Origin of the sequence: Corallococcus sp. bb12-1 (genome assembly GCF_026626765.1) — a bacterium.
GTDB lineage: Bacteria > Myxococcota > Myxococcia > Myxococcales > Myxococcaceae > Corallococcus > Corallococcus terminator.
This window is the reverse complement of record NZ_JAPNJZ010000019.1, coordinates 29,830-54,811: the sequence shown is the minus strand read 5'-3', so window position 1 is coordinate 54,811 and position 24,982 is coordinate 29,830. Positions and strand designations below refer to the sequence as shown.

General features: G+C 69.3%; 20 protein-coding genes. 17 read left to right on the top strand and 3 right to left on the bottom strand.

All coding sequences use genetic code 11. The features are described 5' to 3' along the window. Positions 1–180: 180 nt before the first annotated feature. The 9 genes from OV208_RS25500 (at position 181) to OV208_RS25460 (ending at position 10,388) form a co-directional block, all read left to right on the top strand. Positions 181–1,080, top strand: a complete 900-nt coding sequence (locus OV208_RS25500) for a bestrophin family protein (RefSeq protein WP_267576501.1) — start codon at positions 181–183, stop codon at positions 1,078–1,080. 314 nt (positions 1,081–1,394) lie between these two features. Beyond that, positions 1,395–3,656: a PA14 domain-containing protein gene (locus OV208_RS25495; RefSeq protein ID WP_267576500.1), complete on the top strand. Its 2,262-nt coding sequence runs from the start codon at positions 1,395–1,397 to the stop codon at positions 3,654–3,656. 490 nt (positions 3,657–4,146) lie between these two features. Next, positions 4,147–4,461: a hypothetical protein gene (locus OV208_RS25490; protein WP_267576499.1), complete on the top strand. Its 315-nt coding sequence runs from the start codon at positions 4,147–4,149 to the stop codon at positions 4,459–4,461. A 60-nt stretch (positions 4,462–4,521) separates the two neighbouring features. Next, entirely contained in the window at positions 4,522–5,067 is a 546-nt protein-coding gene (locus tag OV208_RS25485; RefSeq protein WP_267576498.1) for a DUF2378 family protein, read from the top strand. Between the two features lie 224 nt (positions 5,068–5,291). Next, complete coding sequence (locus tag OV208_RS25480) at positions 5,292–6,425, top strand: hypothetical protein (protein WP_267576497.1); 1,134 nt, start codon at positions 5,292–5,294, stop codon at positions 6,423–6,425. Between the two features lie 24 nt (positions 6,426–6,449). Further along, positions 6,450–7,436 (top strand): HEAT repeat domain-containing protein, encoded by a 987-nt coding sequence (locus tag OV208_RS25475; RefSeq protein ID WP_420715047.1) that lies wholly within the window; start codon positions 6,450–6,452, stop codon positions 7,434–7,436. Positions 7,437–7,485: 49 nt separating this feature from the next. Further along, positions 7,486–8,001: a hypothetical protein gene (locus tag OV208_RS25470; RefSeq protein WP_267576496.1), complete on the top strand. Its 516-nt coding sequence runs from the start codon at positions 7,486–7,488 to the stop codon at positions 7,999–8,001. Positions 8,002–8,096: 95 nt separating this feature from the next. Further along, on the top strand, positions 8,097–8,588 hold the full coding sequence (locus tag OV208_RS25465; RefSeq protein WP_267576495.1) for an SgcJ/EcaC family oxidoreductase: 492 nt from the start codon (positions 8,097–8,099) through the stop codon (positions 8,586–8,588). Between the two features lie 222 nt (positions 8,589–8,810). After that, positions 8,811–10,388: a hypothetical protein gene (locus OV208_RS25460; protein ID WP_267576494.1), complete on the top strand. Its 1,578-nt coding sequence runs from the start codon at positions 8,811–8,813 to the stop codon at positions 10,386–10,388. A 59-nt stretch (positions 10,389–10,447) separates the two neighbouring features. Here the strand turns inward: OV208_RS25460 and OV208_RS25455 are convergent, their stop codons facing one another. Next, on the bottom strand, positions 10,448–11,479 hold the full coding sequence (locus OV208_RS25455) for a serine hydrolase domain-containing protein (RefSeq protein WP_267576493.1): 1,032 nt from the start codon (positions 11,477–11,479) through the stop codon (positions 10,448–10,450). Positions 11,480–11,738: 259 nt separating this feature from the next. Between OV208_RS25455 and OV208_RS25450 the strand changes: the two genes are divergently transcribed. The 3 genes from OV208_RS25450 to OV208_RS25440 all read left to right on the top strand — a co-directional run bounded on the left by OV208_RS25450 (position 11,739) and on the right by OV208_RS25440 (position 15,547). After that, the gene (locus OV208_RS25450) at positions 11,739–12,626 is read left to right on the top strand and encodes an ATP-grasp domain-containing protein (protein ID WP_267576492.1); all 888 of its coding nucleotides are present in this window, start codon (positions 11,739–11,741) and stop codon (positions 12,624–12,626) included. Positions 12,627–12,671: 45 nt separating this feature from the next. Continuing rightward, complete coding sequence (locus tag OV208_RS25445) at positions 12,672–13,997, top strand: hypothetical protein (protein ID WP_267576491.1); 1,326 nt, start codon at positions 12,672–12,674, stop codon at positions 13,995–13,997. Positions 13,998–14,134: 137 nt separating this feature from the next. Continuing rightward, entirely contained in the window at positions 14,135–15,547 is a 1,413-nt protein-coding gene (locus OV208_RS25440; protein ID WP_267576490.1) for a serine hydrolase domain-containing protein, read from the top strand. 95 nt (positions 15,548–15,642) lie between these two features. Here the strand turns inward: OV208_RS25440 and OV208_RS25435 are convergent, their stop codons facing one another. Next, on the bottom strand, positions 15,643–16,512 hold the full coding sequence (locus OV208_RS25435; RefSeq protein WP_267576489.1) for a hypothetical protein: 870 nt from the start codon (positions 16,510–16,512) through the stop codon (positions 15,643–15,645). 33 nt (positions 16,513–16,545) lie between these two features. Next, positions 16,546–17,499 carry a GNAT family N-acetyltransferase gene (locus tag OV208_RS25430; RefSeq protein WP_267576488.1) on the bottom strand — a complete coding sequence of 318 codons (954 nt, stop codon included), beginning with the start codon at positions 17,497–17,499 and terminating at the stop codon, positions 16,546–16,548. A 266-nt stretch (positions 17,500–17,765) separates the two neighbouring features. On the opposite strand from OV208_RS25430, the gene OV208_RS25425 reads away from it, so the two are divergent. From OV208_RS25425 to OV208_RS25405, 5 genes are read left to right on the top strand one after another with little or no spacing between them, the layout of a single operon-like run. Then, the gene (locus tag OV208_RS25425; protein ID WP_267576487.1) at positions 17,766–18,884 is read left to right on the top strand and encodes a polysaccharide export protein; all 1,119 of its coding nucleotides are present in this window, start codon (positions 17,766–17,768) and stop codon (positions 18,882–18,884) included. Continuing rightward, positions 18,881–21,052 (top strand): polysaccharide biosynthesis tyrosine autokinase, encoded by a 2,172-nt coding sequence (locus tag OV208_RS25420; RefSeq protein WP_267576486.1) that lies wholly within the window; start codon positions 18,881–18,883, stop codon positions 21,050–21,052. Before OV208_RS25425 ends, OV208_RS25420 begins: the two co-directional genes overlap by 4 nt. Before the next feature lie 7 nt (positions 21,053–21,059). Next, on the top strand, positions 21,060–22,340 hold the full coding sequence (locus OV208_RS25415) for an O-antigen ligase family protein (protein ID WP_267576485.1): 1,281 nt from the start codon (positions 21,060–21,062) through the stop codon (positions 22,338–22,340). Beyond that, positions 22,337–23,560 (top strand): glycosyltransferase family 4 protein, encoded by a 1,224-nt coding sequence (locus tag OV208_RS25410; protein WP_267576484.1) that lies wholly within the window; start codon positions 22,337–22,339, stop codon positions 23,558–23,560. The genes OV208_RS25415 and OV208_RS25410 overlap by 4 nt, the downstream gene beginning before the upstream one ends. Further along, positions 23,557–24,882, top strand: coding sequence for a lipopolysaccharide biosynthesis protein (locus OV208_RS25405; RefSeq protein WP_267576483.1), 1,326 nt, complete (start codon positions 23,557–23,559; stop codon positions 24,880–24,882). The genes OV208_RS25410 and OV208_RS25405 overlap by 4 nt, the downstream gene beginning before the upstream one ends. Positions 24,883–24,982 lie beyond the last annotated feature (100 nt).

The window sequence follows — 24,982 nt, the reverse complement described above, 5'->3', positions numbered from 1 at the left end:
CGGGACCCGGTAAAACGGGTCAAACGCCCCGGACGAATTCCGTCAGGCCTCCCCCGTGTGCGGCGCCTCCTCGCTCACCCATCCACCCCCGGCGGTATCAGAACGGCTGCTGCTGCATGCCCGTCCCGGGCCTCATGCCGGGGCCCCAGGGGCGAAGGGAGGACGTGTTAGAGGGGCGCCATGATCGTCCGCCCGCGCCTGCACTGGCTCCGCATGCTGTTCGTCTGGAGGGGCTCGGTGGTGCCGCGCATCGTGTGGCGGCTGGGCTTCTTCCTGGCGCTCTCGTGCCTCGTGGTGGCGATGGGACCTCCGTCCTTCCGCCTGGAGCCCGGGCCGCTGGGACTGGTGGGCGTCGCGCTGGCCATCTTCCTGGGGTTTCGCAACAGCACGGCGTACGACCGCTTCTGGGAAGGGCGCAAACTGTGGGGGGCGCTGGTCATCGTGTCGCGCTCCATCACGCGACAGGCGCTCACCCTGCCCACGCCCGCGCTCACGCGGGACGAGCGGCGCGACGTGTGTGACCGGCTCCGCGCGCTGGCCCTGACGCTGAACCACCAACTGAGACAGACGCAAGCCGACGTGACGACGCTCCCAGAAGGAGTGCGCGAGCAGGTGCTGCGCGCGGAGCACCGTCCGGCGCGGGTGTTGATGGGATTGGCGGAGTGGCTGGCCGAACAGCGCCGCCAGGGGCGCCTGAGCGACCTGCTGGTCGCGTCGCTCGATGAGAACCTGAACCGCCTGTCGGAGGTCATTGGCGGGTGCGAACGCATCGCCGCGACGCCGATCCCCTACGTGTACAGCGTGATGTTGCACCGCACGGTGTATCTCTACAGCCTGCTGCTGCCGTTCGCACTGGCGGGAGGCCTGGGCTGGGCCACCCCCCTGGTGTCCGTCTTCATCTCGTACACCTTCATCGCGCTCGACACCGTGACGGCGGAGCTGGAGGACCCGTTCGGCACGGAGCCCAACGACCTGCCCCTGGACGCGCTCACCCGCCATGTTGAGCGCGCGGTGCTGGAACTCGCCGGAGAGCCGTTGCCCCCGGCCCTCCTGCCGGATGACCGGTTCGTGCTGACCTGACGGCAGGGACATCGCGAATAACCAGACTTCGTTTTTTTCGCACGCGTAGAGAAGGCCAGGAGGCACGTCAAGCACGCGCAACCAAGCAAGCCCTGGCAGGCTCCAACCTGTTTCGGATTGAGGCCCCTTCCTTGACAATAAATGTCAAAATGTGGAAATCGCCTGACATGGTTAACAATGGCACCCACTCCAGAACGCGCATCCTGACAAGTCAAAGAGGATGGGGGGGGGGGGGGGCAGCCGCCTGTGCGGCGCTCGTTGCATTGCTGGCCGTGCGCTGCGGACCCGGAGTGTCGGAGCCATCCCCTCCGACAGTGCGTGCCACACGCAGCCAGGCGTTGCAGGCACCGGGCCTCAAAGCCGACTATTTCGATGATGACGCGCTCCAGACGCTCGTCACCACACGGGTCGACTCCCAGGTGGACTTCGACTGGGAGTATGGGCGCCCGGAAGGCACGGCCCTCTCGGGCGACGATACCTTCAGCGTGCGCTGGACGGGCACGCTGACGGCTCCCGTGACGGGCCTCTACACTTTCACCACCTCGACGGATGATGGTGTCCGCCTGTGGGTGGGCGGGCAAAGTGTCATCAACAACTGGACGTACGAGGACGACTTCGATCCGCTCTCCAGCGGAACGGTGTCACTGGCGGCCGGGCAGACCTACGCCCTCGCCATGGAGTACTTCGAGGGCCCCGGACTGGCACACGCACGGCTGTCCTGGGAGTACCCGGGTCAGACACGCGTCGTGGTGCCCGCCAGCGCTCTCAGTCACGATGACGGACCCTTCGTGTCGGGGGTGCCTCCGCTGGTAGCGACGGGAACGCCTACGGATTTCGCGGATGCCACCTCCTTCCTTTACGAAGGCAGCAACCCGCCGCAGACGGGCGTGGCCCCCGGCACCCTGGAAGTCCGCCTTGTGGCGGTCGCCCATGGGCGTGTCCTGAACAGGGCCGGCGCGCCCTTGTCGGGCGTCAGGGTCTCCGCGCTTGGTCACCCGGAATGGGGCGAGACGCTGACACGGGCAGACGGCGCCTATGAATTCGCCGTCAATGGAGGAGGAGTTGTCGTCCTCCAGTTCGAGAAGGCGGGCCTCCTGCCCGTGCAGCGTGGCATCCAGACACCCTGGCGCGATTGGGCACCGGTGGAGGACGTCGCCCTCACGGCTCTCGACACGGCCGTGACCGTCGTCAGCGCCAACAGCACCGCGCTTCAACTGGCGCGTGGCAACACGGTGACGGATTCGGACGGCACCCGTCAGGCCACGCTGCTCGTGCCGGCCGGCACCGGCGCCACCCTGACGCTGCCCGGCGGCTCGACACAGGTCCTCTCCAGCATGTCCGTGCGTGCGACAGAGTACACCGTGGGCGCGGACGGGTCCAAGGCCATGCCTGGGGCGCTGCCCCCCATGAGCGGCTACACGTATGCCCTCGAATGGAGCCTGGATGAGGCCATCTCGGCCGGAGCGACCCGCGTTTCCTTCAACCCGCCGGTGTATTTCTACCTGGAGAACTTCCTGGGCTTCGCCGTGGGAGGCGCCGTGCCCACAGGGTACTACGACCGGCAGGTGGGCGCGTGGCAGGCGGATGCGGATGGACGCGTCGTCAAGATCATCAGCGTCACCAGCGGACTGGCCAACGTTGATGTCACCGGTGACGGGGTGGTCGACACCGGAACGCCCCTCACCGCCCTGGGCCTCACGGATGAAGAGCGACAGCAGTTGGCGACGCTCTACGCACCGGGCACCTCCCTCTGGCGCGTGCCGCTGACGCACCTGACGCCCTGGGATTGCAACTGGCCCTATGGCTTCCCGGACGATGCCACGTCACCGCCCGACGAAGCGCCCGACGACGACAAGCCCGAGCCCAACTCCTGCAAGACGCCTGGCAGCATCATTGAATGTGAGAACCAGACGTTGGGGGAGGAGCTGCCGGTCACCGGCACGCCCTACACGCTGAACTATCAGAGCGACCGGGTGCCCGGGCGTACCAGCCGCTATGGCTTCCAGGTGGCTGTCACGGGGGCCAGCGTGCCCGCCAGCGTCAAATACACGGTCGTCCAGATTTCCGGCGCCGGTCGGACCTGGCGCTATGCCTTCGGGAAGGCGCCCAACACGCGCTTCAACTTCCAGTGGGACGGACGCGACAGATGGGGGCGCTTGCTGCAGGGCACCACGAAGTTCCTCGTGGAGGTGGGCTACGCCTACCAGGGCGTCTACAGGAACCCGGGAGGCGGTGGCCGCAGCTTTGGAGCGAGCGGGGGCTCCATGACGATCGCCACCGGCGATCGCCAGTTGATGGAGGTCTTCCTGTGGCGGCGCTGGTCCCAGCGGGTGGGCGTTCACGACGCGCTGGCCGTGGCACTGGGGAACTGGACGCTGAATGTGCACCACACGCTCGAGTCCCCAGAGGGCACGCTGCATCGAGGCGATGGAAACAGGCAGGACTCCCACGCCACGGGCGCAATCTGGCAATTGGTCGCAGGAAGTGGCTCCGGCATTGCCGACGGCGGCGTTGCGACGGCCTCGGCCTTCAACGTGGAGGATCTCGCGGCGGGTACGGACGGGTCGCTGGAATAGAACCTACCCCCATGGGCATATTGAAGCACTGGATCCGCTTGGAAATGTCATTGAAAACGATCACGTTCCGTTGACTCCATGAAAATCACAGCCCCAGTAGATAGATCTAAAAATCAGACAAAGGGAGCAGAAGTTGCATCACTCGAAATCAACCAGGAGGAGGGAGCCTTCTATTTGATTCGCTTGAGCGCCCAGGGACAGTACATAGCCGACACTTGGCACCCAAACATTGAGGAAGCAATGCGCCAAGCGAAGCATGAGTTTTCTGTAGATCCCGGCGACTGGAGTAAAGGCGACTAGCAGAGCGGTGCCGGAGGATCATTCAGTCTTCTCGGTACACTTCGAGCAAAAATCCCTGGCTTGCGTTGAGGGGGGCAAAATCAGCGAAGCCAGGGTTTTGGTTCCTCAGGGAAGCAGACCGATCAGTTTTGGCGTCGGGTGGACAGCAGGTACCTGCATCTCATTCGGAGTTCGACAGGAGATTCAGGAGATGAACTGGAGAACAATCACGTTGCATGGCGGAGCAAGCATTTCCAGGATTGCCAACACTTATGAAGTGCAAGACCGCCGCATCCCCGGGACTAAATACAAAGTCAAGGTTCTGGAGCGCGGATTGGGCGATTTCCTGGCGATGCCCAATGTGTGCGTGAAAAACAACGCCGGGGAGCCCGATTGGATCGCGGGCCTTGGCCGAACGGAATTTGAAGCTCTTCAAGACATCATTGACCGAATGAATGAGTCATTAATATCCGCAGAGCGACTGACTCCGGAAGACTTCGAGTGGAGTGATCCTCATGACTTTTGAGTCAGAAACCGTTCACCCATTGGGGCCTCCCTTGAAGGAACTGCGACGAAGGGTGCCGCGTTGAGCGAAGAGTTCGTCTACCGCCATGCCATCGAAGGGCTCTTCCTGCGCTCCGTGGGCAAGCGCCTCACGCCGGAGCTCAAGGACCAGTTGCGCGCCATCGGCCTGGACCTGGACGTGAAGATTCCGCACCACACGCCCCGCGGCGTCTTCGCCCAGGCGCTGAGCATCACCGCGCGGCACCTGTACCCGGGCATGGACGCGCAGGAGGGCTACCGGCAGCTCGGCGTGGGCATCATCACCGGCATGGAGCACACCCTGCTGGGCAAGGCGCTCGTGTCCCTGTGGCCCATCTTCGGTCCCGACCGCGTCCTCTCCCGCATGCAGGAGAGCTTCGCCACCGTGAACAACTACCTGAAGACCGAGCTCATCACCCACGGCCGCGCGAACCACACCATCAAGGTCAGCGAGTGCAACGGCAACCCGGGCTACCTGATGGGCATCATCGAAGCCGGGCTGACCCGCGCCGGCGCGAAGCACCCGCGCGTCGAGCCCTTCGACTTCGACGGACACGCCTGCTCCTACCGCGTGCGCTGGGACCCCTGAACCCCGCCGTCCCCCACCTGGAGTCCGCCCCGATTTTCGTAATCTTATAAAAAAATACCTTCCGGTCGGTTTGTACTGGTCTGACGGAGAATTCCGGGTCTAAATGGAAAAAGACCCTCTTCCCCGGCCGGCCTGCCATGTCCCCAGATTCCTCCCCTCCCTCCGCCCCTCCCGGAGAAGGCCCCCCGCGCTGGCGCAAGCCGGTGATCGCGGCAGGACTCGGGTTGGTCGTCCTGCTGGCTGGGGCGGCGCTGCTCTCCCGGGGCGAGGGGACTGAAGCGGGGGACCCCAAGCGGGGGGCCCCGGCGGAAGGCTCCCGCCAGGGAACGGCCTCCCGGGGTGGCTCGGGCCGTGCGCGCGGTGACACCACGGAGGGCATGGAGGCGGACTCGGCGCCCCGGCGCTTCGAGTCCGGGACGTGCTGGCGGGACCTGGAGCGCTTCAACGACCAGGTGACGGTGGCGACCTTCCGCGACTGGGCCGCGCCGCTGCTGGCCTCGCGGGACGCCGTCGTCCGCAACTACCTGAAGGAGCGCCTGACGGAGCTCATCGGCAACGACGCGGGGCACGCCCGGGAGGTGCTGGGGTGGGCGCGTGACGCCAAGGGCAAGGAGTTCCAGGTGTACCTGTCGGCCCTGCGGGACTCGGAGGCCGTGCAGCAGCCGCAGGTCGCCGCGCAGTTGATGGCCGCGGGCCTGGACCCCAAGCTGGAGACGGGGCGGCGCGCGGGGATGCTGTCCGCGCTGGACTCGCAGAAGCGCCTGGAGCCGGCGGCCCTGGACCAGCTGGCGAACTTCGCTCGGGACCCGGCCTCCGCGGAGGCCGGCTGGGCCGCCACCCGCACCGTCGCGCGTGTGATGAAGAAGGACTTCGAGCGGACGGGCAACGCGTCGCCCTACCTGGACCGGCTGCTCACCATCGCCACGGACTCCCCCGACGAGGACATCCGCTACCTGGCGCAGTCCACGCCCATGCACACGGCGCCGGTGCTGGATGCGGCCTCCACCGAGCGCTTCACGCGCATCCTCACCAGTGAAGGCAACGACGACGGGCGGGACGCGGCGGCGCACAACCTGTCGCTGTCCCAGGACAAGGAGCAGGTGCTGGCGCTCTTCGCCCGGACCTTCCCCACGGAGCCGTCCGTGTGCGTGAGATGGGCGCTGTTCCGCTTCTCCGCGCGCGTGGCGGGCCAGGACGCGCTGCCGGTGATGGCCCGGATGGCCGCCATCGACCCGCGCTTCCAGGAGCAATACCGCATCTTCGAGCAGCTCTATGCCAGCGGCGTCCTGGACTTCATGCGGCTGTGGAACAGCCTGCCCAACCAGGACCCCTTCGCGTGCATGGAACACCACGACTGAGGCCCGGGAATGCCTATCACTCGCATGTCTTCCTTCCGCAAGAGCACCCTGGGATGGCTGGCGTTCGCGCTGGTCCCCATCCTTCCCGTCACGGCCTTCGCGCAGGGCGCGTCCACCCCTCCAGCGCTGGAGGGAGAGACCTGTTCGGTGTCGGGCCTGATGGATCAGATCCGCCGGGGCCTTGCCTCCAGGTCCCCGGCCTATCAGCGCTACCTGCGCACGCTCCTGCGTGAAGCCGCTGTCACCCTGCCCGCCGCGGAGCTCCAGGCCGCGTTCGAACGGGAGACGGACCCGACGATGGCGGAGCACCTGGCGGCGGCGCTCGTCGCTCGCAGCGAGCGCGAAGCGGACGTGGGCGCGATGCAGGTCGTGGCGAAGCGGGCGCTGGAGGACCGCGACCCGGCCGTGCGCTCCGCCACCGTCCGCGCCATGCGGCGCACCGGCGCGCTGGAGAAGACGGGCGACCTGTACGAACGCCTGATGCGGGACGCCTCCCCGGAGGTCCGCATGGAGGCCGCGACGAACCTGTCGGAGGACAACCAGTTCGTCTACGCGGGCCAGCTTGGTTCCGCGACGGACACGGCGGTGGCTGCCGCGGCGGCGTCACGCGACCCCAAGGCGACGGCGAAGATCCTGGGCACCCTCAACACGGAGAAGCTGGGCGCGGAAGCGGCAAGCCAGCTCCAGGGCCTCCTGCGCAACGACTCCGCGGAGGTGCGCCAGTCGGCGGCGCTCGCGCTGGGCGGGGTGCCGGCGGAGCAGATGGGGCAGGCGCGCGAGTCCCTGGTGTCCATGTACCGGGGCGAACGGGACGCGGGCGTGCGCAAGGCGCTGGTGCGGAGCATCGCCCAACTGGGTTTCGCGGGCGCGGTGCCGGAGCTGCAGCAGCTCCGGGGCATCGACCCGGGCATGGCACCGGAAATCGACGCGTGGATTCGCGCGCTCGGCACGGGCCTTCAGGAGTGGGAGCTGATCCTGAGGGAGAAGCAGCGGCTGCAAACGGCTCCGTAGCGGTCACTCACCCCCCAGGGCCGGGAGTCCGGCCCGAAAGGAACATCCGATGCGTTACATGACGAAGGCGTCCCTCGCGGCACTGACCCTCCTCCCCCTCATCGCTGGCGCCCACACGGTGAAGTCGCCCTTCCCCGGCACGGTGACGGCCACCACCTATTATTCGAGCGGCAGCTTCCACGGTGCCGTGGACATCTCCAGCGGCCGTTGCAACTACTGGGGCGCGGAGACCGGCGTGGTCGGTTCCGTCTATTGGAACGTGACGGTCCGCACCTCGGGCGTCCACTGCAACGGTACCGGCAGCGGCACCCAGAACGAGGCCAAGCACGTCTGGGCCAGCGGCTGGACGTTCCGCCAGTGGCACTTCATCAAGACGGCGGACTCCTATGACCGCACGTGCGACCGCTGCCAGGTCGGCAACGAGGGCGCCACCGGCAACTCCACCGGCCCCCACGCCCACCTCCAGCAGGACAAGGCCGGCACCAACGACACGTCCTGGTACAGCGGCTACACCACCAAGGGCGAGGCCGTGGACCGCGCCGAGACCGTCGGCGTGCTGGACTAGTTGAGCTGTGGAGGCGCGGCCATCCCGCCGCGCCTCTGTTTCGGCAGGACAGGCGGACGTGTCGTGGCAGACTGCCCGCCATGACACGTTCTTCCATGCTTTCCGCCCTGGCGGCCCTGAGTCTGTCATTCCTGTCCGTGGGTTGCGTGACGGCCGACCCCGCCAAGGCCGACCGGGACATCCGCCAGTTGGTGAGCGCGCAGACCCAGGCCTGGAACGCGCACGACGCGGCGGCCTGGACGCAGGACTTCACGGACGACGCGGACTTCATCAACATCGTGGGCACCGTGTTCCAGGGCCGCGAGGAGATTGAGACGCGCCACGCGGCCATCTTCGCGAGCATCTTCAAGACCAGTCACGCCAATGTGACCGTGCGCAAGCTCACCTTCCCGACCCCGGACATCGCCGTGGTGGACACGGTGCATGAGGTCACCGGCCACTCGGGCCTGCCCCCGGGCGTGCAGAACACCCAGGACGGGCTGCTGCGCACGCAGATGCGGTACGTGATGAAGCGCACCGACACGGGGTGGCGCATCGTCGCGGGGCAGAACACCGACGTGAAGCCCCCGCCGGCGCCCAGGCCCTGAAGCGGGCCCTCCAGAGCCGCCTGACCCAGGTCGGGGACAGGGCCAGGGAGCGGCAGCAGGGGTGCTTCCTCCTTCCCCCTGCGGCGGGGCGTGGCGGTGGCCGGGAGACAGCAGGTGCGCGAACTCCTCACGTGCGCCTTGCGGTGTGGCCCTGGCTGCACTAGCCATCCGGGAACGGAGGGGCGACGGCGCCGACCGCTCGGGTCCTCCAATGAGGAAGCCATGGCGCAGCGTCGTCCGAACCCCAGTTCCGCATCCCCTGGCAAGTCCACCGCCCGCAGTGCACCTGGCAAGGCCGCCGCGAAGCCCGTGGGCAAGGCCGCCACCGGCAAGGCGCCCGCCGTGGTGAAGAAGGGAGCGGCGGCGAAGAAGGCCGCTCCCGCCACGAAGGCCGCGCCCGCGCGGGGTGCTTCGGCGGTCGCGAAGTCGAAGCCGGCGGCTCAGCCCGCGAAGGGTCCTGCAGCGAAGTCGAAGCCGGCGGCTCAGCCCGCGAAGGGTCCTGCAGCGAAGTCGAAGTCGGCGGCCTCGGCGACAAAAGTGCCTGCGGCGAAGTCGGCACTGGCCACCAAGGGAACTGCCGCGAAATCCAATCAGGTCGCACGAGCGAAGGTGCCTACGGCGAAGTCGAAGCCTGCGGCTCCGGCCGCGAAGGCGCCCGCTGCGACGTCGAAGCCGGGGGTTCAGGCATCGAACGCGCCTGCCTCCAAGTCGAAGCTGGAGGCGAAGTCAGCAAAGTCGCCTGTCTCCAAGCCAGTGGAAGCGCCCCAGACACCTGCGACGAAGTCGAAGCCGGTGGCGCAGGCCGACAAGACTCCCTCGGTGAAGAAGTCGAAGCAGGCCGCTACGCATCCGGAATCCGTCACCGTTCAGGGCACTCCGACGCGCGAAGAGGAGAAGTCCTCGACTCCCGCGACAGAGGCACCCGCCGCTGCGCCCGTCCCGGCCGAGACGCCGCGTGCGCGCACGTCAAAGAAGGGCGCCACCAGTGCGCCTCCTTCGGAGACCGCCCCCGAGGCAACGCCCACGAGTCCCGTGGCCACGACCGACGTGCCCTCCTCCAGCGCCGTGGAGGCACCCGCGCCCTCGACGCCTCCGGTGAGCGCCGAGGAGCCGGCCGCGACTGAAACCTCACCGTCGAGCAGCGCGGAGCCCACCGCCAGCGAAGCCGTGTCGGAGCGCGCCGAGGCCACGGCCACGGCACAATCCCCCAAGGCCCGCGCAACGAAGCGCAAGGCCGCGTCTGAAGAGAGCGCATCCGCTCCGACGGAGGAACCGGCGCCGCGACCCGCTGCCGAATCCCCGACCGCAGTGGAGGGAGCAACGCCCGTCGCCGCCTCTTCCGAAGCCACCGCGCCCGCAGCGAGCCCCGAGGAGTCCGCGCCCACGCCCGCCTCCACCAAGGCGAAGCGCGCAGGCAAGACCGCCGAGCGTCCCGCCCCTTCGGAGCCGAGCGAGACCGAAACCAACGCCGCCTCCGAAACGCCGAAGCCCGCCCGTCCCGCCGCCGAGCCCCAGTACCTCGTGCTCACCGGAGGCTCGCCCTTCCTGCGTGCCATCGGCTTCGTGCGCCGCGTGGACGGCGAACCCCTGCCGGGCTTCGTCAACCTGTCGGTGTCGAAGATGGCCACGCTCACCCTGCCCACGGAGCCGGGCCAATACGAGTTCCGCTTCCAGACCCGCAACGGCAATGGCGACTTCAAGCTCGCCCAGCGCACCGAGCGTGGCTCTCCCAAGAACGTGCGCGACTTCGAGATGGAGCCCTCGGGCGCCGTGCAGATCTACCGCTTCAGCATCCCTTGAGCCGAACCGACAGGCTCCCATCCCTTGAGTGAATCACGGAGATGGGGGCCGTCGTTGAATCAGGGGCTGCTCAGGAGCCGCGCGAGCATCTCAAGCCCCGGCGCTTCCAATGGCACACGCCCGCGCAACGCGGCCAACAGCGACCACCCATGGTTCGCCAGGAGGACGACCCCCGCGTCCGCCTGGGGCGCGAAGCCCAGGAAGCCCACCGAGCCCCCCATCACCGACGAGCGCCACAGCACGTCATGCCCACGCACCTGGGACACGGTCCATCCCAATCCCATCCGCACGGGCCCCGCCTCCACGCGCGGCGCATGCGTCAATCCCAGTGAGCGCACGATGGACGGTTCGCCCCGTCCCAGGTTCGCATCCAGGAAGCGCAGCAGGTCTCCAGCGGTGGAGTGCAGCGCACCCGCGCCGGGGAGCGCGGGAAACGTCCAGGGCGGCACGGGCTTGCCGCGCGCGGTGTGTCCGGACAGCAGCCTCGGGAGCAGCTCGTCGGAAACCCTCGCCGTGGTGTCGACCATCCCCAGGGGCTTGAAGAGCAGGTCCCGCAGCGCATGTCCGTAGTTCAGCCCCGCGCGCCTTGAGAGCGCATGGCCCAGCACGCCCATGCCCAGCAAGGACTCCGCATGGGGACGCGGTGACGGGCGCTCCGGGTGGTAGCCGCGCAGGAACTCCCCGAACAGACCCGCCGAGTAGTGGCCGAACGGATCCTCCGGATTCTGCGGCGCCGCGTGCAGGTTGGGCGGCAGGTGCGGCAGGCCGGAGGTGTGCGTCGCGAGCTGCTCCACCGTGATGCGGCCCGCGACGTCGTCCACCAGCAGGGCCCGGGGAATCAGCTCAGACAGCGGCGTGTCGAGCCGCAGCCGCTGCCCTTCCACCAATACCGCGGCGAGCGCCGCCGTGAAGACCTCCGTGAGCGCCCCCAGGGAGAACACCGCATCCGTCGGCGGCGGTGTCCCCTTGCCCTTGAGGCCCAGCACGTGGTGCTCCCCCCGCAGGGTGATGCCCGCGCACAGGGCCGCGGAGCGATACCCGCGCAGGTAGCGCCGCGTCTCGGCCTGGAGCAGTTCGGAAGGGGTCGGCATGGGTGGTGCGGCTCTTACGGGCCCCTCGCCCCGCGAAGCAAGCCTTCCAGACCGCTCCTGTCAGGCGTGCCCATGCGCTCGCGTCCACCTGTTGGAAGGACACGCACTCCCGGCACGTTGCCCGCGTTCGCCCCTGCTGGCGTTCGCCGTGGCCGTGTCAGGTCCCACAGGTGCCGGCGTCAGACACGGCCCGCCTGCCCTTCCACTCCGCATCGCCGCCTCCGGAAGGGCCGCGCCCACCCTGATGAAAGGTTCGTGGATGTCCCTTCCCCGCTCCCGTTCCGTCCCTCCCGCCCTCCTCTTCGGTCGCAATCCGCACCAGTCCGACACGTTCGACGTGGAAGCAGACGCGGCGGAAGCGCTCGGACTCGACACGTATCAGGCGGACCTCTCCGCGCTGCTGTCCGGCGATGCGTCACGGGCGCTCGCGGGCGTTCCGGAGCGAGGACACCTCCCGCTGCTCTATCGCGGCTGGATGCTCACGGAAGAGGAGTACGGCGCACTCGATGAAGCCGTCACCGCGCTCGGCCACCGGTTGATGACGACCCCCGAGCAGTACGCCGCCGCGAACTACCTGCCGAACTGGTATCCGCGCCTCGCGGGATACACCGCGCGTTCCGTGTGGACCGACGGGCCGGATGCCCCGGGAGCGTGGCATGCGGCGCGGGTGCTGGGTCCTCCGCCGTGGATCGTGAAGGACCATGTGAAGTCCGCCAAGGAGCGCTGGGTGGAGGCGTGCTTCGTTCCGGCCGGCGCCACGCGCGAGGACTTCGAGCGCACCTGCGCCAACCTCCTGGACGAACGCGGCGATCGCTTCGAGCGGGGCTTCGTGGTCCGCCGCTTCCTGCCGCTCAAGGTCTACGGAAGGACGCCCGCGGGCCCTGCGCACCTGGAGTTCCGCCTGTTCTTCGGCAGGGGCCGGCTGATCGCGGCCGAGCCGTACCATGAGTTCGACGTGGAGGTTCCGGACTTCACCGCCTTCGAAGCCCTGGGCAGGCGCATCCCGTCGCCCTTCTTCACCCTGGACGTCGCGATGATGGAGGACGGCGGATGGGCCGTGGTGGAGGTGAATGACGGAGGCGTCTCCGGCCTCCCGCCCGGCCTGGATCCCCGGGAGCTCTTCGCCGCGCTCCTGGACCTGCGCTAGCCCCCTGCTCGCTGCGTCCCGAGGCCCGGTGCTACCGTCGCGGCCATGAAGGCCTGTGCCCCGCCAAACCGCTCGCTGCTCCACCGCCTTGCCGCCCTCCTCCTCGTGGGCGCCACCGCGTGCGGAGGCTGTCAGGCGACCGATGCCGAGCGCGCCGCGAAGGAGCGCGCGGCCATCGAGGAGCGCATGCGGGACTCCGTCGCCATCCTCCCCTACCGTGCCTTCAAGCTCACCCTGCGCGCGGATGGCGATCCCCGCGCCCCGGAGGAGGTCGCCCTGCTCTGGAAGGCGCTGGCCGAAACGCGCGAGCTGCCCGACAAGCCCCTCACCGACGAAGCGACGCGAGACGCGGCCCGCACGTATCTGAACCTGGGCGTCGCCTTCTACAAGGCACGCAAGACGCTCCAGACGCGCGACGAGGACGAGTTCCCCCTGCTGTGGTCCAAGTGGATGCCCGGCAACCCCGTGCCCATGGCCGCCTATGACGCGGGCCACGAGCACGCGCTGCTCGCCTCCGTCTGGCTCCTGCTGGACCGGGCCGCGAAGGCCGGCCACATCCCCTCCACGGAGCTGGCCCTCTACGAACTGTCGCGCGCCACGCCGACCCCCTCCTGGTCCCCGCCCCTGCGCGCGGCGGTGCAGGCCAACCGGGGACTCGCCTTCTGTCAGGCCGGCTACCACTACGCCGCCGAGGAGGAACTGAACGCCTTCCTCACCGAGGCCGAGCGCCTCCCCGCCGAGGACTTCGGGTCCATCCATGGAAGCACGCCCGCGCAGTCGCGGGAGATGGTGCTCGCGGCCGGGCACTTCCTGCGCGCGTGGAACCGCATGGCTCTCAAGCGGCAACCGGCCGCCGAGGACGACATCGAACAGGGCCTGCGCTCGCTCCAGACGCTGGGCGTGGAGAACGAGCTCACGTGGTGGGGCTGGGCCTTCATCCACGCACGGCGCGAACGCTACGCGGAGGCCGCGGCCTCGCTCGACAAACTCGCCGCCAGTCCCTTCCTGGAGGAGACGGAGCGCCGCGAGGTGCACGAAAACGCGGAGGCCCTGCGCAACCACGGCGACAGCCTGCCCGTATTCCAGCAGGCACGCGCGGGCCTGCTCCTCGGGCGGGCGCTGCTCGCGCGCGTCGGAGGCCTGGAACACGTGCTCACCGTGGCGCTCGGCCCCGAACAGGCGAAGCAGCTCTACGCGCCCATCGCCTGGATGCAGCGGGTGCGGCAGGGCACCGCGACGCTCTCCCCGGAGCAGGTGGCCCAGGGTGCGGGCGAGACGCTCGACCGCGCGCGCGAAGCGGGCAGCAAGGGCTGGGATGCCCTCAAGCAGCGCCTGGGCGACAAGGCCACGGCCGGGGACACGCCTCCGTGACGCGGAGCCTCGCGGCGCCCGTGGGGTAGACCTCCAGGCCCGACAACCCAACCCGGGCCGGGGTGGGGCTGGGATGAAGCGCCTCGCTCGCACGGCTATCCTGATGCGCGATGACCTCCCACGCGCCAGGTGCCCGCATGCGCAGTCCGTCGCAGCCGCTCGCAGTGTTCGCGGTCTTGATGTGCAGCCTGTTCGTCGCCCCCACCGCCTCCGCGCAGGCCCCGCTCCGGGCAAGGATTGACGCCTTCGTGCAGGCCGAGCTGGCCCGGCAGAAGGTGCCCGGCCTCGCCGTGGGCGTGGTGAGCCATGGCAAGGTCCTGCTGGCGAAGGGCTATGGCTTCTCCAATCTGGAACACCGCGTCCCGGTCACCGCCGACACGCTCTTCCAGTCCGGCTCCGTGGGCAAACAGTTCACCGCGATGGCGGTGATGGCCCAGGTGGAGGCAGGACGGTTGTCGCTGTCCGACAAGGTGACGAAGTTCTTCCCTGACGCGCCCGCGACCTGGAGCGCCATCACGGTGCGCCACCTGCTGACGCACACCTCCGGAATCGCCGACCTGGAGGGGCTGCTCGACGCGCGCAAGGACTACACGGACGAGGAGCTGGCGCGCTTCGCGTATGCCCTGCCCCTCGAATTTCCCGCCGGCTCCCGTTGGAACTACAGCAACACCGGCTATGTCCTGCTGGGCATCCTCGTGAACCGCGTCGCGGGCACCTTCTACGGGAACGTCCTCGCGGAGCAGGTCTTCAAGCCCGCCGGAATGAAGACCGCGCGCGGCATCAGCGAGGCGGACATCGTCCCGAACCGCGCGGCCGGCTACCGGCAGGTCGACGGCGAATTGAAGAACCAGGAGTGGGTTTCCCCGTCGCTCAACACCACCGGGGACGGCTCGCTCTACGTCTCCGTGAAGGACATGCTGGCCTGGGATGCCGCCGTGCAGCGGCAAGCCTTCCTCACCCCGGAGAGCTGGAAGGAGATCCTCTCTCCCGTGAAGCTCAACAGCGGGGCCACCTACCCCTATGGCTTCGGATGGCAGCTCGAGGAGCGCGGCGGCAAGCCCATCCACCTGCACGGCGGCGCGTGGCAGGGCTTCCGGAGCACCTTCGCGCGCTACCTCGGGGACTCGCTGTCCATCGTCGTGCTGGCCAACGCGGACTTCGCCCAGACCGGGAGCGTCGTGGATGGCATCGCCACGCTCGTCAATCCCTCGCTCGCCATCCCTCCCCTCGCGCCCATCGAGGACCGCGAACCCCAGGTCACCGCGCGGCTCAAGCAATTGCTGGAGCAGGCCCGGACCGGGACGCTCTCCCCCGGTGACTTCGCGTCCCTCCCGCCGAAGGCCTTCGAGGAGCTCGCGAAGCGCCACCAGCAGGCCCTGGGGACCCTGGGGCCCGCGGGGTCCCTGGTCCTGGCGCAGCGGCTCACCCGGGGCGATGACCGCCTCTACACGTACCTGGTGACGTTCGGACCCCGGACCTTCCGCTACTTCGTGGTGCTCACCCCCGAGGACCGGGTGGCGGCCTTCGGCGTGAGACCGCACACACCCTGAGCGCACCGTCCCCCTGCTCGCCTGCCTGCAAGTTCCGCGACAAGGACGAGGGCTGCATCAAGGTCGTCCTGTCGCCGTAGGCATTCGCCGCGCGCCTACTCCTGGCCCGTCAGCCGGTAGTAGGCGTGGGGGCGGCGCCAGCGGATGAAGGCCTGGGCCAGCGGGTTCATCCCCCACTGGATGGGAATGGGGTCCACGATGAAGCCCAGGTCGTCCTTGAACTGTCCCAGCTGGGAGACCTCGCGGGCGTGGAGGCCACCCACCAGCGTGTGGACGGACTTGAGCCTCCGGCAGACCTGCGCGAACTCGTAGCTCAGGCCCGTGGAGATGTTCGTCGGCAGCGCCCACGTGGCGTAGTAGGCGCTGAAGCCATACGCGACGCCGTCCACCACGTAGCCATCCAGGTAGCCGCCCAGCTTGCCGTCAATCAATCCGGCCAGCACGCACCAGTGGTCGGAGATGAAGTACTTCCTCACGTCCTTGAGGTAGGCCTCCGGCGTGGGGATCTTCTTGTGCTGGGTCCGTGTCAGCGCATCCCGGACGACCCCATAGCCCTGCTCCAGCAGGACCGAAGGCCCGGTGAGCTGGACGATGCGGACCGTCTTCTGACACTTGCGCAGCTTGTTGCGCCGGTTCGAGGACAGGTGGCTGGCGTCGTAATTGCTCAAATCCTTGATGCGCACCACGGGCACCGTGCCGGTGGCGGACTTCGCCGTCTCTGGCGTCAGCGCCGCCCGGAAGCCCCAGGAGAGCGGCGTGGGAGAGGTGGCCTCCGCGGGCGTCAGCCGGGCCAGCAGGTGCACCGGCTGGAAGAAGCCGCGCGCGCCCGACTGCTCCCAGTAGTGGCCCCGATGAGAGATGACGCGAACACCTTCCTCGCGCCGACGTTCAGCAAGCTCCCGCTCCGTGAGACACGCGAAGTGGGCGTTCTCGGAGTCGCGAAGCTGGGGAAGCGAGAGCACCATGGCAGTCCTTTCTTGAACGTCCGCGAGCCAGCGTCAGGACCGCGGCGCGCGATAGGCGGGGAAGTAATCCGTGGCCTCATGGCCCCGGGACAGTTCGGCGTACACGTCGGGGTCGCAGATGAGCTCGTGCGTGTAGAAGCTGGACATCCTGTTGGCGAAGCCCCGCTTGAACTGCTCGAGGCGGTCTCCCGGGCGGAGGCCGCCGCCCAGGTGCACGGGGGCCTCCAGCTTCGCGGAGAGCTCCACCAGCACCGGGTACTCGTTCTTCTCCGGCGAGTGCTTCAGGCAGGCGTCCGCCGTGCCCCCGATGAAGTGGTGCAGGAGGCCGTCGCTGAGGACCGCGAGCGCGGAGGACGCGATGGCTCCATCCGGGGCGCGCGTGGTCACCAGCCAGGCGAAGCCGCAGGTGAACACCTCCTCGAACCACGCATCCGAGAAGTCATACCGGGCATCCGCCCGGTCGCGGGCCAGGGTCCGCCGGTAGAGCGCCTTGAGCGCCTGGCGCTGCTCCTCCGTGGACTCCTTCACCGGCACATAGGTGCTGGCATAGCCCAGCCGGGTGTTGCGGCGGATGTCCGCTGCGTGGTCGTCGCGGAAGCGCACCGGCTGGGTGCTGTCGATGAGGCATACGTCGGTGCGCAGCCTCCCACCCGAGAAGCAGCACGGGCCGCCAATCCGGTCGCGCACGAAGATGCTGACCAGCTCCGTGCCCCGCCAGTCGATGGCGTCCGGGGGCACCTCGCTCATTCCGTTCAGCTCCGCGCCGGGAAACCCATACGGCGACACCGCGTCCCGGTAGGGCGTGCCTTCGATGGGCCGCACGATGAGCGGCACCCGCAGCGCCCGGCCCTCCCCGTCCTCCACGATGAGGCTGTGGGTGACGCCTTCGGCCTTCAGGTACGGCTCCGAACGGAAGTAGTCCGCGCAGCAGGCCCGCTGCCCCGCATCCGGAACGAGGATGGCCCTCCACTGGGTCATGGGTTGCATGTCGGTTCCTCCGGTGGTCGCGAGGAGCGCGACCCGGGCAGCCACATCAAGCCCTCAAGACAGCGCAAGGGTATGGGCTTGCCCCCCTGCCGCGTCACGCCCCCCCGGGGGTGGCCCTGATGTCGTGATTCCAGCGAATCCCACCGCCACGGCGCACTCCAGGGCAGGGCATGTGTCGACTCGGCTCGGGGCCTTAACGGCTTCCGGACACCTCGGTGCGTGGATGGGTTTACGCACGCGGCGACAAGCACGAACAATTCCGGCCAATGAAGCAAATCCCTCTTATCGTCCTGTCACTGTGGGCAAGCGCATGCGCGTGGGGCCCAGGTATGCACATGGACGAGGATTCCTTCCGGGAGCGGTACGCCGGAAAGGCAGACGCGGGCGACGACGCCTTTGAAATCGTCCCCATCGACGCGTCCCTGCTGGGCCGACAGCTGGAGTCGCGCCGACAGGCCCGTCCCGGCCCCTTGACGGATCCGCTGTCGCAGGTGGCCGTGGACTACGACTACAGGGTCAGCGCCCATGACGTGCTGAGCGTCATCGTCTGGGACCACCCGGAGCTCACCATCCCCGCGGGTGAGTTCCGCTCCGCGGAGGCCACGGGCCATCCGGTGGCGGCGGACGGGACGATGTTCTACCCCCATGTGGGCGTCATCCCGGTCGCGGGCAAGACGCTGCGGGAGATCCGCGAGCTGCTCACGCAGAAGCTGGCCGGCGTCATCGAACGGCCCCAGTTGGATGTGCGCGTGGTGGGCTTCCGGGGCCAGAAGATCCAGGTGACGGGGGAGGTGGTGGCCCCGGGAAGCCTGCCCATCACCGACGTGCCCCTGCGCGTGCAGGACGCCATCAGCCAGGCGCGGGGCTTCGGACCGGAAGCGGACCTGCGCACCGTCACGCTCAGCCGGGCGGGCACCACCTTCAACCTGGACCTGCAGGCCCTCTACGAACAGGGGGATGTCAGCCAGAACTGGCTGCTCACGGACGGCGACATCATCAACGTCGCGGACCGCAACCGCAACAAGGTCTTCGTGATGGGCGAGGTGCGCAAACCCTCCTCCCGCCTGATGGTGAAGGGGCGGATGACGCTGGCGGAAGCGATTGGCGACAGCGAGGGCTTTGATCCGCTGACCTCCAACCCGGGACGCGTCTACGTCATCCGGGGCAACTTCAACCGGCCATCCATCTACAAACTCGACGCGAGTTCCCCGGACGCGCTGCTGCTCGCGGCGCAGTTCCAATTACAACCCCACGACGTCGTCTTCGTCTCCGCGCACGACTTGACGCGCTGGAACCGCATCATCCAGCAAATCCAGCCGACAGTGCAGCTGCTCTGGCAGGCAGTGGATATCGGAGACAGAACCATCATCATCGACAACCCATGACGCCCCCTCCTGAAAACGAAGATGAGCTGGGATTGGGTGGCTATCTGGCCATCCTCCTCGAGCGTCGTCAGGTCATCGCCACCACCCTCGCGCTGGCCCTGGTGGTGGGCGGCCTGTATCTGCTCATGGCGACGCCCATCTACCGCGCGAACGCCGTGCTGCGAATCGAGCAGAAGGGCGGCAGCCTGGGCCAGCTGGATGAGCTGCTCTCGGATGCGCCCAGCGTGGCGGCCACGGAGATGGAGGTCCTCAACTCGAGGGCCCTGCTGGGCCGGGTGGCGGACACCCTGCGGCTGGGCGTGTCCGCGGACCCCCGCTACTTCCCCGTGCTGGGCGCCGCGCTCGCCCGCGCCCATGAGGGGCCGGACCTGGCGCCCGTCCCCTGGTGGGGCCGGGACGCCTACGCCTGGGGCGGGGAGCGGCTCCAGGTGGAGCGGCTGAACGTGCCCGAGGCGCTGGAGGACCTCCCGCTCACCCTGGTGGCGGAAGCCTCCGGCGCGTACACCCTCCTGGCCCCCGACGCCGTCGAGCTGCTCCACGGGAAGGCCGGCACCGTCGCCACGACCCCTCCGGGCGCGGCGCACGAGGTGGAGCTGAACGTCACCGAACTGCGCGCCCGGCCGGGGACCCGCTTCCGGGTGATCCGCCACTCGCGGGCCGCGGTGGTGGAAATGCTCCAGCGCATGCTGCGCCTGAGCGAGAAGGGCGTCGGCACCGGCGTGCTCAACCTCACCCTGGAGGGGCCGGATCCCCGGGTGGCCACCGAGACGCTCAAGGCGATCGCGGAGGCCTATGTCCTCTCCAACGTGGAGCGCCGCAGCGAGGAGGCTGGCCGGACGCTGACGTTCCTCGACAGCCAGTTGCCCGGCCTGCGCCAGGGCCTGGACCAGGCGGAGGCGGCCCTGCGCGACTACCGCATGGGCAAGGGCAGCGTGGACCTGGGGATGGAGGTCCAGGCCCTCCTCAACCGGAGCGTGGAGCTGGAGAAGTCCATCTCCGAGCTCTCCCTGGAGCGCTCGGAGCTGCGGCAGCGCTTCACCCAGCACCACCCGCTGCTCGTCGCCACCGGGAGCAAGCTGGCCCGCCTGCGGGCGGAGCGCACCGAGCTCACCACCCAGCTCAAGGGCATGCCGAGCGCGGAGCTGGTGTCCGCGCAGCTCACGCGCGACGTGAAGGTCGCCAACGAGCTGTACCTCCAACTCAACAACAAGGCGCAGGAGTACCGGGTGCTCAAGTCGAGCACCATCACCAACGCGCGCATCATCGACGCGTCCGTGGCCAGGCGCCTCCCGGTGCGGCCCACGAAGCCGGACGTGCTCGCGGTCAGCCTGGTGCTGGGGCTGGCGCTCGGCGTCGCGTTCGCCTTCACGAAGCAGGCGCTCCAGCCGGGTGTGACCAACCCCGCAGCGCTGGAGAAGGCGCTCGCGAAGCCCGTCTTCGCAAGCCTTCCCCTGGGCCCGGACCGCTCGCCACGCGGCGGTGCAAGGCCCTCCATCCTCGCGCGGGTCCGTCCCCGCGACCGCACCACGGAGAGCGTGCGCGGCCTGAGGACCCGGTTGCAGTTGGCGCTGAAGGACGCGCCCACCCCTGTCGTCGCCCTCACGGGGACGAGCCCCGGCGCGGGGACGTCCTTCGTCGCCCTCAACCTAGCGTGGGCGCTGGCGGAGTCCGGCAGGCGCGTGCTGCTGGTGGACGCGAACCTGCGCGAAGGCTGGCTCCACCGCTGCTTCCGGGACACGCGCGCGCCGGGACTTTCGGAGGTGCTGCGCGGCACCCTCCCGCTGGAGCAGGCGGTGCTGGACGAGGCCGGGCCCCGCCTGGCGTTCCTCGGCTCGGGCGAGCTGCCGCCGGACCCCGCGGAGCTGCTGTCCAGCGACCGCTTCACCGCGCTCGTGGCGCACCTGGCCGGCCGCTACGACGTCGTCGTCTTCGACACGCCCTCCATCCTCGCGGTGACGGATGCGGCGCTCGTGAGCCGGCACGCGGGCGTGAGCCTCGCGGTGGTGCGCTCGGGCGTGCACCCGCTCCGGGAGGTCGCGGCGGCGCTGCACCAGTTGGAACAGAACGGCGTGCCGGTGCAGGGCGTCGTCCTCAACGGCGTGCCGCGCTCCCGCTCCGGGCGCGCGGTGAGCGGCATCTACCAGTACGACTACCCGTCCGAGAGCTGAGCCGCCCGTGAGCTTCGTCCGACGCACAGGCCTGGGCTTCATCGCGGCCATCTACGTGCTCGCGGGCCGCTGGGGCTTCCACCGGCTGGCCGAGGCGGTGCCGGAGGTCAACCCGTTCCTGGAGCTGCGGCTGTGGATCGTCACGGGCGGGCTGGTGCTCGCGTCCGTGGGGCTCCTGCTGCGCGCCACGCGCGAGGCGAGGCCCGGCGAGACGCGCTTCGACCCGCCGCTCGTCGCGGCGGTGATGGGGTTCTTCGGCTACCTGGCCGCCAGCGCCGTGTGGGCCCCCAACATGACCTTCGCCCTCCTGAAGGTCTATGACCTGGGCCTGCTGCTGGTGATGAGCGTGGGCTTCGGACTCGCCGCGCTGCGACAGCCCGCCCCCCGGGTGCTGGATGCGTTCTGGGGCATCATCGTGCTGGCCACGGGGGTGCTCGCGCTCACCGGCGTGCGGCAGTTGCTGGGCGGCGGCGGCGGCGCGCGGCTGGCCGTGATGGGCGGCGGCCCCAACATCTTCGCGCGGCTCATGGGGCTGCTCGCGCTGGGCGCGCTGTACTTCTGGTACTGGCGGGGACAGGCGTGGCTGTGGATTCCGCTGGCGGCCACCGGCGTCATCCTCGCGCTGCTCACCGGCTCACGCGGGGGCACCGTCGCCATCCTCGCGGGCGTCATCACCTGCCTCGTAGTGGGACGCGTGCCCGTGCGCCGGCTCCTGATACTGACGCTGCTGGCCACGGCGGCCGTCGTCACCGTGACGCTGTTCTCCCCCCTGGGCGAAGCGCTGACCCACTCCGTGGAGGAGCGCTTCCTGCGCCTCACCCTGAACTACGAGACGGGCGCGGGCGGCGCGCCTGGCCGCGGCGGCCAGGTGTACCTGTCCGGACGGGAGATCCTCTACGCGTCCGCCATCCAGTTGGGGCGCGACAACCCGGTGACCGGAGCGGGACTGGCCGCGTTCCCCGGGCTGGGCCTGGGTGTGTATCCGCACAACCTCTTCCTGGAGGTGTTCTGCGAGGGCGGCACCGTGGGGCTGCTTTTCTTCGCCGTCGTCGTGGGCACCTTCCTGCGCTCGGCATTCCTGCGACGCCACGGCCTGGACGGCGCCACCGTGGGCGCGGCGGTGCTGGTGCTGCTGGGCAGTCAGTCCAGCGGAGACCTCTATGACAGCCGCGCCCTCTTCCTCTTGATGGTGATGGCCTCCTGCACCGCGGTCGCGGGACGCAGGACCCGAAGCGCCGCCCCGCAGCACGCCCCCCTCCTTCACGCGATGCCTGGAGCCAACCGATGAAGATCGTCTACCTGCACCAGTACTTCAACACGCCCACCATGCACGGGGGCACGCGCTCCTATGAGCTCGCGCGCCGGCTGGTGGGCATGGGCCACGAGGTCCACATGGTGACCTCCGACACCCGGCCCCAGGCGCCCTCGCGCGGCTGGCGCGAGACGAACGAGAGCGGCATCCAGGTGCACTGGCTGCCGGTGCCCTACAGCAACTCCATGAAGAACTCGGACCGCATCCGCGCCTTCAGCAACTTCGCCGTCAACTCCACGCGCCGCGCGGCGCAGTTGTCCGGCGACGTCTTCTTCGCCACCAGCACGCCCCTGACCATCGCGGTGCCGGGCATCTTCGCCTCGCGCTGGAACAGCCGGCCCATGGTGTTCGAGGTGCGCGACCTCTGGCCCGCCATCCCCATCGCGGTGGGCGCGCTCAAGAGCCGCTCCGCCATCCTGGCCGCGCAGCTGCTGGAGAAGGCCGCGTACGCGGGCGCGGCGCACATCGTCGCGCTGTCGCCGGGCATGAAGGCCGGCGTGGAGGCGGCGGGCGTGTCGTCGGAGAAGATCACCATCATCCCCAACCTCTGCGACCCGGAGCGCTTCCAGGTGCCGGCCTCCGCGGGCAAGGAGTTCCGCGCGAAGTACCCGTGGCTCCAGGACCGGCCCATGGTGCTGTACGCGGGCACGCTGGGGCTGGTGAACGGCGTGGGCTACCTGGTGCGACTGGCGAAGGAGATGCTGACGCGCGACCCGGAGGTGAGGTTCGTCATCATGGGCCAGGGCCGCGAAGAGGCGGACCTGCATGCGCTGGCGGAGAGGCTGGGCGTGAAGGACCACAACCTCTTCTTCCTGCCCAGCGTGCCCAAGGCGCAGGTGCCCGCGGTGCTCAGCGCGGCCACCATCGCCACGTCCCTCTTCACCGACGTGGACGGCATGCAGGACAACTCCGCCAACAAGTTCTTCGACGCGCTCGCCGCGGGCCGGCCGCTCGCGCTCAACTACGGCGGCTGGCAGGCGGAGCTGTTGGACCAGGAGCCGTTCGGCCTGCGCCTGCCGCCCCGGGACGTCCCCGCCGCGGCGGACATGCTGGCGAAGAAGCTGCGCGACCCGAAGTGGCTGGCGCAGGCCGGCGCGCTCGCGGGACGCCTGGGCAAGGAGCGCTACTCCGCGGACACCGCGGCCGTGCGGCTCGCGGAAGTGTTGCAGCGAGCGGCAGCGGCGGCGCGTTCGTGAAACAGCGCTCGGTGGGGGGCAACTTCGCCTGGTCGCTCTCCGCCGGGCTCATCTACGCGTTCGCCCAATGGGGCGTGCTGGTGGCCTTCGCCCGGCTGGGCACGATGGAGGAGTTGGGCGACTTCGCGCTCGCCCTCGCCATCACCGCGCCCGTGCTGCTGATGGCCCGCATGCAGATGCGCACGCTCCAGTCCACCGACGCCCGGGGCGCCTTCGGCTTCGAGCATTATCTCGGGCTGATGGTGCTCAACGTGCTCGCGGGCGTGGCGGTGTGCTGCGCCATCGCGTGGGTGGTGGCGCCCTCGCCCCGCGCGATGGCGGTCACCGCGATGGTGGCGCTGGCCAAGGGCTTCGAGGCCTTGAGCGAGGTGTTCTACGGCGCGCTGCAGAAGCGGGAGCGGCTGGCGCTCATCGCGCGCTCCACCATCGCCAAGGGCGCGCTGTCGGTGGTGGGGGTGGCGCTAACGCTCTGGCTCACGAACAGCCCCGTCGCCGCTGCGGCCGCGCTCGCGTTCTCCTGGGCCATCGTGCTCTTCTGCTTCGACGCGCAGGCCTTCCGGCGCGAATTCCCAGACGCGCACCCCTGGCGCCCGCTGTGGCGCACGCCGTGGCGCGAGCAGGGCGGCAAGGTGAAGGCGCTCTTCCTCCTGTGCTACGTGCTGGGCATCACCTCGCTGTTGGGGGCGCTGCGGCCCAACATCCCCCGCTACCTGCTGGAGGCGCACTCCGGCCAGGCGGAGCTGGGCATGTACGCCGCGCTCGCGTACTTCACCGCGCTGGGGGGCCGGGTGGTGCACTCGCTGGGGCAGGCCGTGAGTCCCCGGCTGGGCCGCTACCACGCGGCGGGGGAGCAGCGCCGCTACGGCAGGATGCTCGCGGGCTTCGCCGGCATCGCCGCGCTGATAGGCCTGTGCGCCATCGCCGGTTCGGCGCTGTTCGGACGCTGGGCGCTGACGCTCTTCTACGGGGCCGCCTACGCGCAAAATCTGGAATTGTTCGTCTGGCTGATGGGGGCCGCGGCGTTGGAGTACGTCTGCGTGAGCCTCCAGATTGGCCTCACCGCGGCGCGGGAGCTGAAGGCCCAGGTGGTGCTGCTCGTCGCGTCCGTCTGCGTGGTGGCGCTGGGCAGCGCGTACTGGGTGCCCTTGGTGGGGCCGGTGGGGGCCGCGTGGGCGCTGGGGCTCGGGTGGGTTACCGAACTGTCGGGCAGCGTCTGGCTGGCGGTGCGGGCCTGGCGGCGGCTGGGGCGCGAAGAGCTCTCCGCGGGGGCTTCCGTCCCCGCACGGGCCGCCGTGGATGCTCGGGAGCGGACAGCAAGTTGAGTCCCGGGGGTCGTGGTGGCCCACCGGGCGGCTCCCTACGCTCCCAGGCTCCGAGCGCACGGCGTCCTCGGAAAAAAAGTTTGAGCACCTGCCCCGACAC